We start from the raw sequence: 18,485 nt of genomic DNA on the forward strand, positions 1-18,485 counted from the left end.
ATATGTAAAAGGTGCATACGTTCCTTCAGTACCTATTGTAATTTCACCTTTTTCTTTAATTTGCTCATAAAGATTTGCTGTCTTTTTATTTTCTGACGCTTTATCTCCATCATTATCGTTTTGTGTGCCACAAGCACTTAGTAGAAAAATGCTTAGAATGGTAATTAAAATAACTAATTTTTGCTTCATATGTGTTTCCTCCTATAATCAATGATGTAAAAGATACTTGCCTATACTAGCATAATTAAAACAATCTGTCAGTGATGAAGATTTGCTTGAACAAAAAACAGGTATAATAACGTATACAAAGTGAAGTTCAGTTCTTTTCATATCGTTTGTTAGTTGCAAGGAAATATACATGAAAATCATTTGCTGTATGTATAGCAAATGATAAAATCTGAGGAAAGTAATGATTCATTAGGAGATAGAAAGATGTCTTTTAAATTGAGGAAAGAAAAATATAAATTGCGCAAAAAGAATAAAATGCAAATCGTGTATTTTTGCCAATTTGCTTGGAAATATTGCTTTTTACGCAAAGGAGATTATTTTGCTGTCATTTAGGCTATTATGGTACGGAATAAATAATTTTAAGCCTATTTTATTAGAGTTAAAATATTTTATGGGGATAATCATTTTTTTGGTTTAAATAAGTAATCTTCCATTATTTCAGTGACCTTATTTCGAATTCTTGGATTAAAATAGTTATGCTTTTCTTCATAGCCATTGTACAAAAATGAATAAAGGGTAAAGGCCTCATCACGTTCAACCTCTTGTACCTTTATTTTTTGCTGACGTAGGTGCTGTTTAACAATCGCTAAATCCTTTTGCGCTAATTTTAATGCCTCTTCAACGAGAGTTAAATATGGTCGATTTAATTTAAAAGGACTTTTTTCAATAACAGCTAAGTCTCTGTTGAAAATGGAAATAGCCATCGGCAAATAGATCGATTGTTCGATTAAATCACGAACGTCATTTGGAATTCTTGTCATACAATTGCCTCCTTACATAACAGAACATGTGTTCGATATTATCATACACATATCGAATAAAATGTTCAAGTAGTATTTTCGTTTGCTGCAATAAGTAATATCTGGATTATTTGAGCCCAGATTATGACGAAATTTATAGAAGACATTCCATAGAAAAGGCTTATAAACTTTAAGTTTCTGCTGTGAATGTGTAGAATAGATTATGGAACGATTATTTGAAGGAGAAAATATGAACTCGCAAATATTACAGGATTATTTTACAGCTGAGAATTTAATGAATTTATTTGAAACTTATCGTTCATTTGGACCGTTTTTTGCTATATTACTACCCTTATTAGAAGCGTTTTTACCTTTTTTACCACTTATAGTCTTTATCGTAGCTAATGTAAATTCGTTTGGGCTATGGTTTGGTTTTCTTTTATCTTGGATTGGAGCTTGTACAGGTGCTATCATAGTATTTATATTGATGAGAAAGCTTAATAAATTTAAATTTATTCAACGTCTCAAACAAAGAAAGACATTTCAAAAATTATTGGCCTGGGTGGAACGTAGAGGTTTTAGTCCATTATTTTTAGTTTTATGTTTTCCCTTTACACCTTCAGCAGCGATAAATGTAGTTGCGGGTCTATCAAAAATCAGCATCTGGCAATTTACATTAGCTGTTCTTTCAGGTAAGTTTGTGATGGTTTTTATTGTAAGCTTCATTGGTCAGGATTTACATGCGCTAATTGCACAGCCTTTAAGAGGCGTCGTAGTAGCAATTGTCATTTTTCTGTTATGGCTAATTGGGAAAAAGGTTGAGAAACGATTGAACACTTAGGTAGTCAGTAAAGATAAAAAGCAATAACCTTTTTAGGAGGCCAATAATGAAGAAAAAGAGAAAAATAGCTTTTACTACTCTTATTATTATTTGTTTATCGGCTATTTTTATTAAAAACCTAATATTTGTTGAATACAAGGTTGAGGGAGTTTCAATGCAGCCGACGTATGAGGAAGGCAAATTACTTTCAGTAAATCGTCTCAGTTTGTTTTTTCATTCACTAAAACGATTTGATGTCATACTTTTTCAATTACCGGAAAGTAATGAGACCTATGTGAAGAGAATCATTGGACTCCCAGGTGATGAGATTCATTATAAAGATGATATGCTTTATGTGAATGGAGAGGCAATGGAAGAACCTTTTTTATCACATAAATCATCAAATCTATCAAAGTCAACGGGTAATTTCACTCTTGAAGAGGTAATTGATAAAACGAGGATACCAGAGGGATACTTTTTTGTAATTGGAGATAATCGGCTGCAAAGCAGGGACAGCCGTCATTTCGGATTGGTTCATATAGATAATATCATCGGAAAAGTAGGAGAAAAGAAATAGCGCTACCTTAAAGGTAATACCTAAAAGGAGGCGCTTTTTTTATAGATTGACAAAAATTCTAAAGGAGAAGGTAATATAATAAAATGAAAGGAATGTAATGGGAAATACATCAATAGTAAGGGGGATGAAGATGCGCGAGGTAGTAATAACGGCTGCAGTAAGAACTCCAATCGGTAGTTTTGGTGGCGCTTTCAAGGGTTTATTACCTTCACAAATGATAGTTCCGGTATTAGAGGAAATCGTTGAAAGAGGTCGTCTAGAAAAAACAGAAGTAAATGAGATTATTTTAGGACAGTGTATTCAAAGAACAGATGAACCAAATATTGCACGTACTTCTGCTCTTTTAGCAGGCTTTCCATATGAAACTACTGGCTACACCATTCAACGTCAATGTGCATCAGGATTGCAAGCGATAATTTCCGGTGCAATGCAAATCCAATTAGGGTATGCAGATATTGTTATTACAGGTGGAGTAGAGGTTATGAGTTCAAGTCCCTATCTTCTTAAACAGCATCGTTGGGGCTCAAGGTTACAGCATGGGGAGGTAACTGATAGTGTATGGGAAATATTAAAAGACCCAATTCATCAAATTATGATGGGGGAAACGGCTGAAAATGTAGCTGAACAGTTTAGTATAACTAGAGATGAACAGGACGAGTTGGCAAAGTTAAGTCATAGCCGAGCACTGGCGGCAATTAAAGCTGGGAAATTTACTCAAGAAATCGTTCCAATAAAAACGAAAAAAGGGAAGAATGAAATGATTATTTCTAGGGACGAGGGACCAAAGGAGATTAAATCAGAAAAGCTAGCAGCATTGCCGACCATTTTTAGAGAAAATGGCACCGTAACGGCAGGAAACTCTTCATCACTGAACGATGGAGCAGCAGCACTTTTACTCATGTCGAAGGATGAAGCTATAAAACGAGGGTTACCTATATTGGCAAAAATATCACATCATACGGTTGTTGGTGTTGATCCAAAGTTGATGGGAATTGGGCCAGTGCCAGCCATTCAAAAGGGGCTACATTCATTAAAATGGACACTTGATGAAATTGATATATTAGAAATAAATGAAGCATTCGCTGCACAATATTTAGCTGTAGAAAAAGAGTTAAAACTAAATAGGGATAAGGTTAATAAAAATGGGAGCGGGATTAGCTTAGGGCATCCGATTGGTTGCACAGGCTCACGAATAGTCGTAAGTTTATTGTATGAAATGGAACGTGAACAAGCAAAAAAGGGTCTAGCTTCTTTATGTGTTGGAGGTGGGATGGGCTTTGCTTTATTTTTAGAAAGAGAGTAATTGAAAAGAGGCTGGCAATTTGTCAGCCTCTTTCTCTTTTATATAAAGTTCTAGTTTAGAATAAAAAGTGAATGCCATACAATTTGTGTATTGCTGCATTACAGGGTTTAAGCGGTAGCCCTAGAAGAAATAGGTTATGAATTTCTAAGACATATTGAAACATACAAAAGTTGGAACTTGTGGATAAATGGAATTTGCATAAAAAGTAAAGTAAAATAGAAGGATGATGTGAAAGAAAAAGTGTATGAAACTGGCATTTTACTTTGACTAGATAAATATAAACGTTAGCGAGGAATAAACATGAGTATTCAATTTATTCTAGGTCGATCAGGGAGCGGAAAAACAACTACGATTGTGAATGAAATAAAAAATAGATTAATGGAAGATCCAATGGGGAATCCGATTATTTATCTTGTTCCAGATCAAATGACATTTGGAGCAGAATATGAGTTGATTCACTCACAAGATGTAGCTGGAATGATAAGAGCGCAGACATTTAGCTTTAGTCGACTAGCATGGCGAGTGCTGCAGGAAACAGGTGGTATAACAAGACATCATCTTTCAAGCATGGGAATTCAGATGATGCTAAGAAAGCTTGTTGAGCAATATAAGCAGGAATTTAAAGTGTTTGCAAAAGCTAGCGATAAAAATGGCTTTATTCAGCAACTTGAAGCAATGTTAACAGAATTTAAACGCTATTGTTTTTCACCACAAGAGCTTGAGGACTATATTGCAAAAGCGAATACTGAAGTGGACAAGCAATCGTTAATTGATAAGCTGCATGATATGGCTTTGTTATATAAACAGCTAGAAATCCAGCTTAGTAATAAGTATGTCGATTCTGAAGATTATTTACGTTTGCTAACTGAAAAAATTCAAGAATCAAACTATATGAAAACAGCTGATATATATATAGATGGATTTCATAGTTTTACACCTCAGGAATTAGAGGTTGTCGTTGCCTTAATGAAATATACGAATAACGTTAAAATCTCCTTAACAATCGATAAGCCTTATGAAGAATTTCTGCCACATGAATTGCATTTATTTCAAATGACTGGGAAAACGTACAATAAACTTCTCCAGCTTGCAAAAGATGAAGGTGTAGAGGTAGAAAACCCACTTATTTTACATGAGCAGCATCGCTTTGCGAAAAATCCTTCATTACAGCATTTAGAAACATATTATGATGCAAGACCAACGTCTGTATTTGAAGGAGAAACAAGTATAACAATCTTACAAGCCGCAAATCGTCGTTCTGAAATTGAAGGAATTGCTCGACAAATTCATTCCTTAACGAGAAGCGGTGAATATCGATATCGAGATATCGCGTTAATGCTGAGAAATTCAAATGATTATCGTGATTTAATTGAGCAAGTATTTCGTGATTACAACATTCCTTTTTTTATAGACCAAAAACGTTCAATGCTTAATCATCCTCTTGTCGAATTCATTCGTTCAACAATGGAAATTGTAAACGGCCATTGGCGCTATGAAGCGGTATTCCGTGCAGTAAAGACTGAATTGCTCTATCCGCTTGAAGCTAATAAGCGCGAGATGCGTGAGGAAATGGATTTACTTGAAAACTATGTGCTATCACATGGGATTCAAGGGACGAAATGGACAAAGGATGAACGATGGAGATACCGTCGTTTTTATTCATTAGAAGACGATTATGTCATAACAGACGAAGAGAAGTTAATGGAGGAAAAGATAAACTCCTTAAAAGAAATTGTGGCAAAGCCAATCCATACGCTACAAAAGCGGCTAAAACGAAGTAAAACAGGTCGAGACTTGGCTGAATCGCTTTACTTATATTTAGAGGAGCTACAAATCCCTGAGAAAATTGAGCTACTTCGTCAAGAAGCAGAAGAAAAGGGGCAGCTATTAGAGGCAAGGGAGCATGATCAAGTATGGCAGGCCGTTATTCAGTTATTAGATGAATTTGTTGAATTACTAGCCGATGAACATGTTTCACTATCACTTTTTGCTAATATTCTTGATACAGGTATGGAGTCGATGAAGTTTTCCTTAGTGCCTCCAGCAATGGATCAAGTCTTAATTGCCGACATGGAGCAATCGAGGTTTTTCCATGTGAAATGCACGTTTATCATCGGGACAAACGATGGGGTCATTCCAGCAAGACCGAAGGAAGAAGGAATTTTAACTGAGGATGATCGTGAATCGTTACATTTTCAAGGGATTACTCTCGCACCTACAGCTAGACAGCATCTATTAGATGAAAACTTTATTATTTATATGGGTTTAGTAAGTCCATCAGAAAAACTTTATTTATCTTATCCAATGGCAGATGAAGAAGGGAAAGCACTTCTTCCTTCAATCATTATTAAACGGACTGAGGAAATGTTTCCGGATATAGAAAAGCAACGACTTCTTAATGAACCTGATCAGCTATCACTCGGTGAACAGCTGTCCTTTATTGTCAATGAGAATGTGACACTGTCATATGTTACATCGCAATTACAGTTATGGAAACGTGGCTATCCAATCGAATCGATTTGGTGGGATGCTTATAATTATTTTATTGATTCAAAAAATCAACAAATAACGAAAAAAGTGCTTAGTAGTTTGACCTATCAAAATGCTCCAAAGCAACTTGAAACCTCTGTTAGCCGTGAGTTGTACGGAGAGCATATTCAAGGTAGTGTATCAAGAATGGAACAATTTAACAGCTGCCCATTCTCCCACTTTGCGTCACATGGCCTAAAGCTAAGAGAAAGGCAATTATTTAAGCTTGAAGCACCAGATATTGGCCAATTATTTCACTCAGCCCTTAAGCTAATCTCTGATAAAATCCAGCAATTAAATCTTGACTGGAAGGGGTTAACAAAGGAACAATGTGACCGCTTATCAAACGATGCAGTGGAGAAGCTTGCACCTAGATTGCAAAGGGAAATTTTATTAAGCTCAAATCGCTTTCATTATATAAAACGAAAGCTGCAAAAAATCCTATCTCGTGCGTCTAGTATATTAAGTGAACACGCGAAGCATAGTGGGTTTGCACCGGTCGGCTTGGAGCTTGGATTTGGTAAGGGGGGAGAGCTTCCACCAATTCGTTTTACTTTGCCAAACGGCTGTACGATGGAGGTAGCCGGAAGAATTGATCGGGTTGATAAAGCGACAGGCTCGAATGGAGTTTTATTACGAATTGTTGATTATAAATCAAGTGAAAAAAATATACAGCTATCTGAGGTTTATTATGGATTAGCCTTACAAATGCTTACTTATTTAGATGTTATTATTTCAAATTCAAAGCGTTGGCTAGGAGTCGAGGCAACTCCAGCAGGTGTCCTCTATTTTCACGTCCATGATCCGATTATCCAAGCAAATACTTTGCTTTCAGAGGATAAACTTGATGAGGAAATCTTTAAAAAGTTTAAAATGAAGGGCTTGCTTCTTGGAGATGAGGAATCTGTTCGATTAATGGACGATTCATTAACAGAGGGCGTGACTTCAAATATTGTTGCTGCAGGTCTGAAAAAGACTGGAGGGTTTTATGCAAATTCAGCGATTGCTAGTAAGGATGAATTTGAACTATTAACAAACCATGTCCGCAAGACGTTCGAAAAAATCGGAACAAGCATAACCGACGGTGTAATTGATATTCAACCATATAAATTAAAGGACAAATTACCATGTACGTATTGTCAGTTTAAGTCTGTATGTCAATTTGATGAATCGTTAGAGGAAAACAATTATCGAATTTTAAAAAGTGAAAAAAATGAGGAAGTATTAAGAAAAATGAGAGAGGAGGTAGGGCTAAGTGAGTAATGGAATCCAAAAACCAAGCAATAGCCAATGGACTGATGATCAATGGCAGGCAATTGTCTCGAGTGGACAGGACATTTTAGTAGCAGCAGCTGCTGGTTCTGGAAAAACAGCAGTATTAGTTGAAAGAATTATAAAGAAAATCCTTTCAAAGGAAAATCCTGTCGATGTTGATTCATTACTTGTTGTGACCTTTACAAATGCTTCGGCAGCTGAGATGAGAAGTAGAATTGGAGAGGCGTTAGAAAAAGCGTTAAAGGAAAATCCATCCTCTCTACATTTGCGCAGACAGTTAACATTATTGAATAAAGCATCGATTTCAACATTGCATTCATTCTGTTTAAACGTTGTAAGGAAATACTATTATTTGATTAATATTGATCCTAGCTTTCGAATTGCAGATGAAACAGAAGGTCAGCTTTTAATAGATGAGAAGCTTGATGAATTATTTGAAGAGGAATATAGCCGTGAAGATAATGAGCCATTTTTCGACCTTATTGACCGCTACACAGCGGATCGGAATGATGTAGAACTCCAGTCGATTATTCGCATGCTTTATCTTTTTTCAAGGTCACATCCAACACCAAATCTTTGGCTAGAACAGCTAGCTTCAATGTATGATGTCGGAGATACAGACATTTCTACACTGCCATTTATTCGTTATCTCTTACAAGATATCGAGCTCGCCTTATATGGAGCAAAAGACCAGCTAGAGCAAGCGATGGAAATAACAAAACGACCAGCTGGACCAGCACCTCGAGCAGAAAATTTAGATGATGACTTAAAACAAATCGATGCTTTACTTGCTGTGAAAAACTCGTGGGAAGGTTTAGCAGAGCGAATAAAATCATTTAGCTTGTCGAGGGCAAAACCGGTCAGGGGAGATCAATATGATAAAGCATTAACAGAGCAAGTGACTGCTTTAAGAAATGCTGCGAAAAAGAAAATCGAACAATTGCGTGACGAAATGTTTTCCCGAAGCCTTTCTTCTTATTTGCAAGACTTTGAACAATTAGCTCCTGTTATGAAAAAGCTTGTCTCGCTTGTGATGGAATTTGCTGAGCGTTACGAAGCAGTAAAAAAGGAGAAAGGAATTGTTGATTTTGCCGATTTGGAGCATTATTGTTTACAAATACTTCAAGGAACTGGTGATGAACCAAGTGAAGCGGCACGATTTTATAAACAACAATTTACTGAAGTATTGGTCGATGAATATCAAGACACGAACCTCGTTCAAGAATCGATATTAAAATTCGTTACAAAGGATGAAGAAGCATCAGGAAACCTGTTTATGGTTGGGGATGTTAAGCAATCTATTTATCGTTTTCGTTTGGCTGAGCCTTTTCTGTTCTTAAGTAAATATAAACGTTTTACAAAAGACGCGAACAATACAGGAATGAGAATTGATTTATCGAAAAACTTCAGAAGTAGAGCAGAAGTATTAGATGCAACGAATTTTATATTTAAACAAATTATGGGTGAGCGTGTTGGAGAAATTGTATATGACGAAGATGCTGAATTAAAGCTTGGTGCTTCTTATCCTGAAGGGAAAAAGATGAATGCAGAACTGCTACTCATTGAACCGATTAATCAGGATGAAGAGTCTCAGCAGGATGAGGATACAAGTGGCTTTGACGAGCAAGAGTTGGAAACCGTACAGCTTGAGGCAAGGCTAATGGCAAAGAAAATCAAATCACTTATTGATGAACAGTTTCCAATTTATGATCGAGGTATCGACGGAACGCGTCCAATTACGTACCGAGATATTGTTATTCTTCTCCGTTCCATGCCTTGGGCACCGCAAATAATGGAGGAATTTAAACAAGCTGGAATCCCTGTATATGCAAATCTATCAAATGGATATTTTGAGGCAACGGAAGTGTCAATTATGGTATCACTTCTAAAAGTAATAGATAATCCATTTCAAGATATACCATTAGCATCTGTTCTGCGTTCTCCGATAGTTGGCTTGGATGAAAATGAGCTTGCAATTATTCGTACGTTTGATAAAAAGGGAACTTATTACGATGCGCTTAAAGCATGTATTGCAAATGAATCATTGGTTGAGCAATCCTTATCCATAAAGCTGAGGACTTTTATTGAACTTTTACAGCAATGGAGAAATCAGGCACGACAAGGCTCAGTGTCAGACCTAATCTGGCAACTTTACCGGGATACGAAGTTTTTTGATTTTGTTGGTGGAATGCCAGGTGGGAAACAAAGACAAGCAAACCTCAGAGCATTATATGATCGAGCTCGGCAATATGAAGCAACTTCCTTTAGGGGGTTATTCCGCTTTTTACGCTTCATAGAAAGAATGCAAGAACGAGGGGATGATCTTGGAGCAGCTAGAGCTCTAGGAGAACAGGAAGATGTCGTGCGCTTAATGACGATCCATAGCAGTAAAGGATTAGAATTTCCGGTAGTCTTCGTTGCAGGGCTGTCAAAGCAATTTAATATGATGGATTTGAACAAAAAATATTTACTAGATAAAGAGCTAGGGTTTGGAACAAAGTTAATTAATCCAAAAATTAGAATCAGCTATCCTACGTTACCATATATCGCATTAAAAAAGAAAATGAGAATGGAATTGCTTGCTGAAGAAATGCGAGTATTATATGTAGCGTTAACAAGAGCGAAAGAGAAGCTGATTTTACTTGGAACGTTAAAGGATGCTGAAAAAACAATAGCCAACTGGCAAAATTATATTTCTCATAATGAATGGTTATTACCGGATTTTGAACGGGCAAAAGCGAAGTCATATCTCGATTGGATTGGTCCTGCGTTAGTTCGCCATCAGGATTGTGTTTTATTAAATGATGGTCATACGTGTATGAATGAAGAGATATCAAAGCATTCATCAAAATGGACAGTTGAATTTGTGAAAGGTGAAAACCTTCTAGAATCGTTTAGTAAGGAACAACAATTAAATACAGAGCTTTTAACGGCGATAGCACGTGGAGAGCAAGTGTCTATTGAAAGTAATGAGGTAGACAAGGTTCATGAAAAATTAAATTGGACATATCCACATCTAGCAGCAACAAAGAATCGCTCAAAGCAATCCGTAACAGAATTAAAAAGACAGAAGGAAGTTCGGGATGAATATAGTGATTTACAATTAGTGAAAAAGCGACAAGCTGTTTTATATGAGCGGCCAAGCTTTATGAGAAGTAAATCAATATCAGCTGCAGAAAGAGGTACAGCTATGCATACAGTAATGCAGCATATTCCCTTAAATGAAGCTGTAACAGCAAATACAATTATGTCAAAAGTACAGGAGCTTATATTAAAGGAAATATTAACATCTGACATGGCAGATGCAATCAATCCACAGCAAATTGCTAAATTTTTTACGACTCCAATTGGAAGCCGTATGCTTCATGCAGATAAAGTATCCCGAGAAGTACCATTCAGTTATGCTCTTAATGCAAGTACTTTATATAAGGACATTAAAGAAGAATCAATTATTGTCCAAGGGGTAATTGACTGTCTCTTTGAAGATGAAGCTGGCATAGTCCTAATTGATTATAAAACAGATTCAATTGAAGGGCGTTTTCCAGGCGGTATTGCTGAGGCAGAGCCAGTATTAAAGGAAAGATATCGCATCCAAATTGATTTATATACAAAGGCAATTGAAGACATTATTCGCAGGCCACTAAAGGAAAAATATTTATATTTCTTTGATGGTGGTCATTTAATCGAAATGTAGAAAAGGTGGTAGTAAGGTGGCGACTTATTTATGATTTGTCATCTTACTACTGTTTTTGCTTAAAGTCGTAGTTTATTTCTATGCTAGAAAGGGTGTTTAATAGAATGCGAATCCTCCATACAGCTGATTGGCATCTAGGTCGTTCCTTAGAAGGAAGGAGCCGCTTAGCAGAGCAAGCTGAATTTCTTGATGAACTTGTTCGTATAGTTGAAGAAGAAAAAGTAGATATGATTTTAATGGCTGGTGATGCATTTGATACAGTGAATCCTCCTGCTGCTGCAGAACAGTTATTTTATGATGCACTTTCGCGTTTATCAGATAATGGAAAACGGCCAATCGTTGTCATTGCTGGGAATCATGATAATCCAGATCGATTATCGGCAGCATCACCATTGGCTAGTAATCATTCGATACAATTAATAGGATATCCGATGGCTGAGGTGATCAAAATTGATGTCCCGAGGGCGCAGCAGCAAATGACGCTCGCTGCTCTTGCGTACCCTTCAGAGGCTAGACTTGAACAGGTGTTATCTGAGACCCATGATGAAGTGTTATTACGAAATAAATATGATGAAAGAATTCGAGAGTTATTTTCAATTATGAGCAAGCAATTTCGTCCCGATACGATTAATATGGCAATGAGTCATATTCATGTTGCTGGTGGAAGCTCGTCTGATTCTGAACGCCCAATTGAAGTTGGTGGTGCATACACGGTAGCTGCAACAAGTATGCCTGAGGCAGCTCAATATGTTGCATTGGGACATTTGCATCGTCCCCAAAATATAAAACGCGCAAGTACGTTAACAAGATATTCTGGCTCTCCACTAGCGTATAGTTTTTCAGAAATTGGCTATGCAAAGTCAGTCACTATATTAGATGCTGAGCCTAATCAGCCTGTAAAGATGAGAGAAATTCCATTATCTTCTGGCAAACCATTAGTTAAGTGGAAAGCAACAGAAGGAATTAACCAGGTTTACAAATGGTTAGATGAAGGTCGTGATACATCGGCATGGATTGATTTAGAAATTCACTTAACAAATACTCTCTCAATCGAAGAAATTCATCGTTTACGAAAATGGCATCCAGGGTTTATTCATATCCGCCCGATCTTTATCGGTGAGCAGGAAGTTATTGAAGCAAGGCAAGCTAATTTACCGATCGATCAACTTTTTACACAATTTTATGAGAAACAAACAGGGGGAGCTAAGCCTGAAGCAGACTTAGTTCAATTATTTCTTGAGCTTGTTCACCAAGAGGAAGGTTCTGAGGAAGGTGTTGAAGAATGAGACCAATTCAATTAACTGTTTCAGGGCTTCATAGCTTTAGAGAGAAGCAGACAATTCAATTTGATTCATTATGTGAAGGGGGGATTTTTGGGATATTTGGACCTACTGGCAGTGGTAAATCCTCTATTTTAGATGCTATGACATTAGCTTTATATGGAAAAGTTGAGCGTGCAGCAAATAATACACATGGTATTTTAAACCATGCAGAGGACAGCCTTGCAGTATCCTTTACCTTTGAGCTAGAAAATGCCTCCACGAAAAAGCGCTATACGGTTGAAAGAGGCTTTAAGAGAACAGATGATATAAAAGTAAAAACATCCATTTGTCGATTAATTGAAGCTGGAGAAGAAACCGTTGTGTTAGCAGATAAGGCTGCCGATGTTAATGAAAAAATACATGGGTTGTTAGGGTTAACGATTGATGATTTCACAAGAGCTGTTGTTCTCCCGCAAGGAAAATTTGCTGAGTTTCTCTCATTAAAAGGTGCGGAACGACGCCAAATGCTACAACGATTGTTTCATCTAGAACAATACGGTGACAAATTAATCAAAAAATTAAAATCTCGACTTGCAAAAACAAGAATACAACGAAATGAACTTGAAGCAGAAAAAACAGGGTTAGGTGATGCTTCTACAGAGGCAGTTCAAGCAGCGGAAGCTCGTCTGAATGAAGCAAATATTCTACTACAAAAACGTCAAACAGAATTTGATAGCATTTTAAAAGAATATGAAGCGATGCAAGAGATAAGACAGCTGCAATTGCAAAAGGCAGAGATAGAGAAAGAAAAGGTATCTTTAGAAGCAGAAGCAGATAAAATGGACAAGCTTAAATTACAGCTTCAAAAAGCAGAGGAAGCTGAGGCACTAAGACCATATGCCGAATCACTCCAAGCACTTATGCTAGAGAAAAGAGACGCAGAAGTAAATCTTTCCTTGATAAGAAAGCAATATGAAGAGGTAAAGGAACAATATGAGACAAGCAATCTAGCATATGAAGAGATTCGAAACATAAAAAGTGAGCGGGAGCCACAGCTTGTAGCTGAAAGGGAAAAGCTTCTACAGCTACAAAAAATTGATGAAGAACGTGTTGCAGAACAGAAAAGATTAGCTCAATTACAAGAGAAATTCGGTAAGTTGGTCGAACAACGTCATCTTGACAATAAAGCATTGGAAAAGGCACAGACCTTAGTAAAGAGGGCATTGGAAAAGCAGCAACGCTTGAAGGAAGAATTACTCGCTAATACTGTATCGGCAAAAGAACGAGAAATGATCCAAGGAGCATTAACGGCAAAACAAACAGTAACTCAGGCAAAACATAGATTCTCTGAAACAACTACAATTGTTCAAGAAAAACAAAAAATAATTGAACAGGAAACTGAAAGCCTAAAAAGAATTTCAGCAGCAACTGTTAATCGTAAAAATCAGCTTAAGGAACAATTTATTGAATTGAATAGGCAGTACTTTCTTATATCAGAACGAGAAAGGGAACATCATGCCTTTATTCACACTGTGAAAAGCGAATTAGACTTTATCTTCAAAAAAGAAGAGAAGGAAAATAGTCAAAAGCTTGCACTAAAACTTGTCCAGCATTTACATGATGGAGAACCATGCCCAGTTTGTGGTTCATCGACACATCCAAATCCTGCCCATCTAAATGAAGAATTGTATGAGAGCGGTGAAAAGCAGTCGGAAAAGCTTCAAGAACAACTTGAGAGATTACAGGGTTTAAGTCAGGAATTCCATTCGCTAAAAATTAAACTTGAAGGAATCTCACAACAATTAACCTCTGAATTTCCATTTCTTCAAGATGTGACACAAGTAGAGGTGATAGAGCTTGACGAGATTATAAAAAAAGAACTTGCTGACCCACTTCAAAAAGGAGACAAGCTTTTTCAATTAGAATTAAAGACAATCTCTCAGGATTATTTACAGCTAAAAAGTAAAATTGATTTACTAGTGAAGCAAGTAAGAGAAATTCAGCAGGAAGAATTGAGAAAAGGTGATTATCTTTCCTCTGCCAAAAACGATGTAAATGAATGGAAGGAAAAGCAACAAGTAGATCAGGTTGCTTACGAAAAGGCGTTAAAAGAATATGAAGAGCAATTTTCAACAGTGCCATTAGCAGATGTTGAAACGCTTCAACAAGATATGAGCAAAAAAGACCAAGCAGTAGAGCAACTAAATGAAAGAATTCAAACAAGCATTCTATTTATTGAAGAGCAGCAAACGTCAGTAAAGGAATGCGAAAAGCAAATTCAGTTAATCAATCAACAAGAAATTGAATTACAAGCGACAATCAATAATTGTAAACAGCTAATTCGTGAGAAGGAAGAGAAATTATCGGATGTTTCGTCTGATAAATCACTCAACCAACAATTGAAAGAAACAGTCGAAAAGCTAAAACAATTAACGGAAAAGGAAAATGAATTGTACCGCTTATTACAGCAAGCTACGAAATCAATGCACGAGCATCAAAGTCAGCTTGCGGCAAATGAGAAGGCGTTTGAACAAACAAAACTCAAATTACATGAGGCAACAGAAAAATGGAAGAACGTATCTGAAAAAACGTCCTTTCATACAATTGAAGAGACTCTTTCTTCCTTATTAGGGCTGGAAGAAAAGCATTACATGAAAAATGAACTAGAAACGTTTACTGATAAAATGAAGCAACTGACATCCGACTTAAACCGAATAGCTGAAAAGCTACAAGATAAACAGTTAACGAATGAAGCATGGGAACAAATTCAATTATTGAAAAAAGAAGTGAAGGAACAGGTGGATGAAGCAGTTGCAAATAAAGGAGCAGCAAGCCAAGCGCTTCAAGAGCTGTTAAAAAAACATGACCGCTATGTCGAAATTGAACGACAACAAAAGGCGTTAGATGAGATGTTAGAAAAGCTTGAAAAGCTGCAAACCGTCTTTAAAGGAAACAGCTTTGTTGAATATGTAGCAGAGGAGCAGCTTGTCCAGGTTAGTAGAGATGCATCAGAACGATTGCGAACACTTACTAGAGGACGTTATGCAATTGAAGTAGACTCTCAAGGTGGCTTTATTATGAGAGATGACGCAAATGGCGGGGTTAGACGTCCAGTATCTACACTTTCTGGAGGAGAAACCTTCTTAACCTCACTTGCCTTAGCGCTGTCGTTATCAACGCAAATTCAGCTTCGTGGCGAATACCCATTACAGTTTTTCTTCCTAGATGAAGGCTTTGGTACACTTGATGTCGAGCTACTTGATACAGTCATCTCAGCTCTTGAAAAGCTTCAGGCACAAAACCTATCAGTCGGTGTCATTAGTCACGTTGCAGAACTACGAGCAAGACTACCTAAAAAATTAATCGTCGTCCCAGCTGAACCATCTGGTAAAGGTTCAACCGTCTATCTTGAATCAATGTGAATTTTAAAGCATAGGCGAATTATTAGTACTGACAACGAAAAGAAGAATCAGAATGTAAAGAGTACCTTGTCTTCTATTTTAATCTAGCTAGACGAGAGAAGAGTTAGGAACGGGAAGTTTACCAATATAGAACTTTTAAGAATTGATCGGTTATTGAAATGATTAGGAAACATAATAAAGGGTGACTCAAAACTATAGGTTCAGACCCCTCAAACATATATATATAACTAATAATGAGGTTAGTTTTACTATGGGTCAGATCCTTTTGAGTCACCCTCCACCTATTATTATGAATTTTTAAAGCAGAACTGTAACTAGGCATTTGCCGTCATATTTTGATCGGAAACATCTGGGTCAACCATATTTGTTGCACTTAATCCATTATTAACAATATGAAAATCGCCGACATTTCCTCCACCAGAACCTGAAGCTGATTTTGATTGGTTTTTAGGAGATAAATAGAACGTATCCCCAAAGTTTACAACCCCACCGCTAACTTCATTAATTTTTATTGGACCTACAATTGCTGGCATATAAAAACATCCCTTTTGTTTTCGCTAGTACTTTACTTTATGCATATGAAAGGAGGATTGTTCGTTAACATATTAGGTAGGTTGATTCGCCTAATCAAACGGGTGACGAATGTGTAAAGTACGTGATTCGCAAAATACATCTTTAGATGAGCCGATTTGAAAGACTGCTGAGCTTGATAGTGCAGTAACGGTCACAGTATTTACTTGAATGCTTGGATTGTCATGAAAAAAATTTGTTGTTATTTGTTCATAAAAAATAGGATATGGAATCTCCTCTTCAAAAATTGGATATTTGCTTAGGTCACCTTCTGAACCAAAAAATTTTTCCTCTTCCCTTTGCTCTGAAAAGACTTTAACAGAAGGGGTGATATTCATCGAATCACCGATTGTAAATACAGAGCTAAGACCGATTGAATTAACATATACTGAGTTTACCTTTGAAAATCGACTAATCATTGTGGAGCCAGCGGTACATATGGACCGACAATAAGCGACTCAGGTGGAGTATCAAAAACAGAAGATAGTGAGATTGTATTCGTATCCCCAATTAAAAACACTGAAGAACTTGACACACCGATAATTCGAATATTTCCGACTTGAAGGTTGCGATTAACAACAGTGAAATTCATTTAGCTTTCCTCCTTATATAGAATATCCTCCTTATTCAGGTCCTTTTGGTAAGTGATTTAAAAAATGTTTTATTGAATTCTCTACATCTGCTTTCACTTGCTGGAGAATTTTATGCTTTTGCTCGTTGAAATCTCCGAGATTAGATAATGAAGGTTCATTCATGTAATATTGAATCCGACTATCGATTTGCTTTCGAATATCCTCAATAATATGTCTACGATGTGGTTCATCTAAGCGTAATTGTAATTGTTGTTCTGCCTGTTTAATAAAATCGACACAATCATTATTTAAAAAATGCTGAATTTCTTCTTTACATTGTTGGAAAAGCTGATGGCGTACTTGCTGTTGTTCTTGTGGAGGGTATGTCATATCGTTATTTACTTGTAGTCCGTTTTGTTCTACTTCAAATTGATCAATCTGATTTGGATCGGTAGGATTTAATCCGATATTTAATGTACCATCAAGTCGTTCAATTTTTAGCTGGTCAAACTTATATTCAATTCTTTCGATATTTGTAGAAGGTTTATTTTTGAACTGTTCAACCTCTGATTGAAGGGTGTTGATTGTTTCAGCTAATTGCTTAAGCTTTTGGTCCTGATATTGAATATATTGCTGAAGCTGTTGTAAGGTTTTCACGAACTCATTTGTATACATACTACCAATCACCTCAGTCCTCACACACAATTGATACACTATTTATATGCATGTTGGAAACAATAGGTGATTGCCTAAGTCGAAAACTTGAAGGAGATCAATATTAGCCTTATGAATTAGGCTGATTATCGAACTGTAGGTGATGTTAAAGGAACTGTAATATCACTTGTTTCAAGCAACCCAACTGGTGTTTCCGTTTCTATTTCTGGGGCTGCTTCGGTAAACCCACCTGTATTGTAAAGATTTGATAACGGTTTTATAATTCCTGCACTTCCAATTTGTAAGACGGAAGAGTTGCTTACAGAATCTACTCGTAAATAATTAATACATATCGATTGATTAATATAAAAGTTCATGGTCAACACTCCTTATAAATTTCCTGCAGATGGCTGGTCAACAACATCATTATCATACGTATTTGTTACAGAGTGTTGATTATAAATATTTAGTCCGTCTCCTGTATTAAAAGAACCAGCTCCAGCAAAGGTTTTTACCTCACTATATGGAGAAATCGTAATAACATCTCCCACATGAACGATACTACTTGTACCTACACTATTTACCTTAAAGGCTCCTACAATCGCTGGCATTGTTAACTCCCTTTTAATCAAAATGGAAAAACACGCAAAAAAGAACGTGTTTTTTATACTAATATGATATAAAACAATATATGTGTGATTAATGTTGGAGGTACAATCAACACGTGGAATAAGGAAAGGAAAATCCTTAATTTCCTTTAATCAATCAATTGGCAAATTGCTAGAAGGATCGGCATCAACTATTGAATGAGTGATTTCACTTGGTCTTGAGCTTGCAAA

At 36.5% G+C, this 18,485-nt stretch carries 14 protein-coding genes and 1 pseudogene; 7 read left to right on the forward strand and 8 right to left on the reverse strand.

What is annotated here, in order from left to right; translation table 11 throughout:
* Together HU235_RS13265 and HU235_RS13270 are read right to left on the reverse strand one after the other, a co-directional pair.
* Positions 1 to 189: pseudogene (locus tag HU235_RS13265) on the reverse strand (hypothetical protein); the annotation flags it as partial.
* Between the two features lie 440 nt (positions 190 to 629).
* Complete coding sequence (locus HU235_RS13270) at positions 630 to 989, reverse strand: hypothetical protein (protein WP_095300856.1); 360 nt, start codon at positions 987 to 989, stop codon at positions 630 to 632.
* Between the two features lie 202 nt (positions 990 to 1,191).
* On the opposite strand from HU235_RS13270, the gene HU235_RS13275 reads away from it, so the two are divergent.
* From HU235_RS13275 to HU235_RS13305, 7 genes are all read left to right on the forward strand, one after another.
* Positions 1,192 to 1,809, forward strand: coding sequence for a TVP38/TMEM64 family protein (locus HU235_RS13275; protein WP_233452224.1), 618 nt, complete (start codon positions 1,192 to 1,194; stop codon positions 1,807 to 1,809).
* Between the two features lie 46 nt (positions 1,810 to 1,855).
* Positions 1,856 to 2,365 carry a signal peptidase I gene (gene lepB / locus HU235_RS13280; protein WP_095300854.1) on the forward strand — a complete coding sequence of 170 codons (510 nt, stop codon included), beginning with the start codon at positions 1,856 to 1,858 and terminating at the stop codon, positions 2,363 to 2,365.
* 130 nt (positions 2,366 to 2,495) lie between these two features.
* Positions 2,496 to 3,668 (forward strand): thiolase family protein, encoded by a 1,173-nt coding sequence (locus HU235_RS13285; protein WP_174880512.1) that lies wholly within the window; start codon positions 2,496 to 2,498, stop codon positions 3,666 to 3,668.
* Positions 3,669 to 3,968: 300 nt separating this feature from the next.
* Positions 3,969 to 7,460 (forward strand): helicase-exonuclease AddAB subunit AddB, encoded by a 3,492-nt coding sequence (gene addB / locus HU235_RS13290; RefSeq protein ID WP_174880513.1) that lies wholly within the window; start codon positions 3,969 to 3,971, stop codon positions 7,458 to 7,460.
* On the forward strand, positions 7,453 to 11,166 hold the full coding sequence (gene addA, locus HU235_RS13295; protein WP_174880514.1) for a helicase-exonuclease AddAB subunit AddA: 3,714 nt from the start codon (positions 7,453 to 7,455) through the stop codon (positions 11,164 to 11,166). The genes addB and addA overlap by 8 nt, the downstream gene beginning before the upstream one ends.
* A 104-nt stretch (positions 11,167 to 11,270) precedes the next feature.
* Positions 11,271 to 12,452 (forward strand): exonuclease SbcCD subunit D, encoded by a 1,182-nt coding sequence (locus tag HU235_RS13300; protein WP_095300849.1) that lies wholly within the window; start codon positions 11,271 to 11,273, stop codon positions 12,450 to 12,452.
* The gene (locus HU235_RS13305; RefSeq protein ID WP_174880515.1) at positions 12,449 to 15,850 is read left to right on the forward strand and encodes an AAA family ATPase; all 3,402 of its coding nucleotides are present in this window, start codon (positions 12,449 to 12,451) and stop codon (positions 15,848 to 15,850) included. Before HU235_RS13300 ends, HU235_RS13305 begins: the two co-directional genes overlap by 4 nt.
* 314 nt (positions 15,851 to 16,164) lie before the next feature.
* Here HU235_RS13305 and HU235_RS13310 read toward each other — a convergent pair whose 3' ends face one another.
* The 6 genes from HU235_RS13310 to HU235_RS13335 all read right to left on the reverse strand — a co-directional run bounded on the left by HU235_RS13310 (position 16,165) and on the right by HU235_RS13335 (position 18,257).
* The gene (locus HU235_RS13310) at positions 16,165 to 16,383 is read right to left on the reverse strand and encodes a spore germination protein (protein ID WP_095300847.1); all 219 of its coding nucleotides are present in this window, start codon (positions 16,381 to 16,383) and stop codon (positions 16,165 to 16,167) included.
* Between the two features lie 90 nt (positions 16,384 to 16,473).
* Positions 16,474 to 16,839, reverse strand: a complete 366-nt coding sequence (locus HU235_RS13315; protein WP_095300846.1) for a spore germination protein GerPE — start codon at positions 16,837 to 16,839, stop codon at positions 16,474 to 16,476.
* The gene (locus HU235_RS13320; protein ID WP_095300845.1) at positions 16,836 to 17,012 is read right to left on the reverse strand and encodes a spore gernimation protein GerPD; all 177 of its coding nucleotides are present in this window, start codon (positions 17,010 to 17,012) and stop codon (positions 16,836 to 16,838) included. Before HU235_RS13320 ends, HU235_RS13315 begins: the two co-directional genes overlap by 4 nt.
* Before the next feature lie 31 nt (positions 17,013 to 17,043).
* The gene (gene gerPC, locus HU235_RS13325; protein ID WP_095300844.1) at positions 17,044 to 17,667 is read right to left on the reverse strand and encodes a spore germination protein GerPC; all 624 of its coding nucleotides are present in this window, start codon (positions 17,665 to 17,667) and stop codon (positions 17,044 to 17,046) included.
* A 125-nt stretch (positions 17,668 to 17,792) separates the two neighbouring features.
* Positions 17,793 to 18,023 carry a spore germination protein GerPB gene (locus HU235_RS13330; protein WP_095300843.1) on the reverse strand — a complete coding sequence of 77 codons (231 nt, stop codon included), beginning with the start codon at positions 18,021 to 18,023 and terminating at the stop codon, positions 17,793 to 17,795.
* 12 nt (positions 18,024 to 18,035) lie between these two features.
* Positions 18,036 to 18,257 carry a spore germination protein gene (locus HU235_RS13335; protein ID WP_095300842.1) on the reverse strand — a complete coding sequence of 74 codons (222 nt, stop codon included), beginning with the start codon at positions 18,255 to 18,257 and terminating at the stop codon, positions 18,036 to 18,038.
* Positions 18,258 to 18,485: the final 228 nt, after the last annotated feature.

Origin of the sequence: Metabacillus niabensis (genome assembly GCF_902829255.1) — a bacterium.
In the GTDB taxonomy this organism is placed as follows: domain Bacteria; phylum Bacillota; class Bacilli; order Bacillales; family Bacillaceae; genus Metabacillus; species Metabacillus niabensis.

Coding starts and splice junctions, on each gene's coding strand:
- HU235_RS13270 (WP_095300856.1), bottom strand. CDS start 989: ATGACAAGAATTCCAAATGACGTTCGTGATTTAATCGAACAATCGATC.
- HU235_RS13275 (WP_233452224.1), top strand. CDS start 1,192: ATGGAACGATTATTTGAAGGAGAAAATATGAACTCGCAAATATTACAG.
- lepB (WP_095300854.1), top strand. CDS start 1,856: ATGAAGAAAAAGAGAAAAATAGCTTTTACTACTCTTATTATTATTTGT.
- HU235_RS13285 (WP_174880512.1), top strand. CDS start 2,496: ATGCGCGAGGTAGTAATAACGGCTGCAGTAAGAACTCCAATCGGTAGT.
- addB (WP_174880513.1), top strand. CDS start 3,969: ATGAGTATTCAATTTATTCTAGGTCGATCAGGGAGCGGAAAAACAACT.
- HU235_RS13300 (WP_095300849.1), top strand. CDS start 11,271: ATGCGAATCCTCCATACAGCTGATTGGCATCTAGGTCGTTCCTTAGAA.
- HU235_RS13305 (WP_174880515.1), top strand. CDS start 12,449: ATGAGACCAATTCAATTAACTGTTTCAGGGCTTCATAGCTTTAGAGAG.
- HU235_RS13310 (WP_095300847.1), bottom strand. CDS start 16,383: ATGCCAGCAATTGTAGGTCCAATAAAAATTAATGAAGTTAGCGGTGGG.
- HU235_RS13315 (WP_095300846.1), bottom strand. CDS start 16,839: ATGATTAGTCGATTTTCAAAGGTAAACTCAGTATATGTTAATTCAATC.
- HU235_RS13320 (WP_095300845.1), bottom strand. CDS start 17,012: ATGAATTTCACTGTTGTTAATCGCAACCTTCAAGTCGGAAATATTCGA.
- gerPC (WP_095300844.1), bottom strand. CDS start 17,667: ATGTATACAAATGAGTTCGTGAAAACCTTACAACAGCTTCAGCAATAT.
- HU235_RS13330 (WP_095300843.1), bottom strand. CDS start 18,023: ATGAACTTTTATATTAATCAATCGATATGTATTAATTATTTACGAGTA.
- HU235_RS13335 (WP_095300842.1), bottom strand. CDS start 18,257: ATGCCAGCGATTGTAGGAGCCTTTAAGGTAAATAGTGTAGGTACAAGT.